The sequence below is a fragment of the Streptomyces violaceorubidus genome, assembly GCF_000717995.1.
GTDB lineage: Bacteria > Actinomycetota > Actinomycetes > Streptomycetales > Streptomycetaceae > Streptomyces > Streptomyces violaceorubidus.
Genome location: NZ_JODM01000270.1, coordinates 1 through 202 on the forward strand (window position 1 = coordinate 1; position 202 = coordinate 202).

At 71.3% G+C, this 202-nt stretch carries 1 protein-coding gene; it reads left to right on the top strand.

What is annotated here, in order from left to right:
* The coding region (locus IE94_RS0135055) for a peptidoglycan recognition protein family protein (RefSeq protein WP_030192961.1) at nt 1–202 on the top strand (202 nt) is incomplete at both ends.

A 202-nucleotide genomic window follows, 5' to 3' on the forward strand; every position in this document is an offset into this window, starting at 1 on the left:
CTGGGGGCCGGTGCACGGGGTGATGATCCACCACACCGTGACCCGGGGCAGTGCCGCCACCGTAAAGATCTGCCGCAAGGGCCACCAGAGCCTGCCCGGTCCCCTGTGCCACGGGGTCATCACCAAGGACGGCCGCGTGCACCTGGTCGGTTACGGCCGTGCCAACCACGCCGGTCTGGGCGACGACGACGTCCTGCGCGCG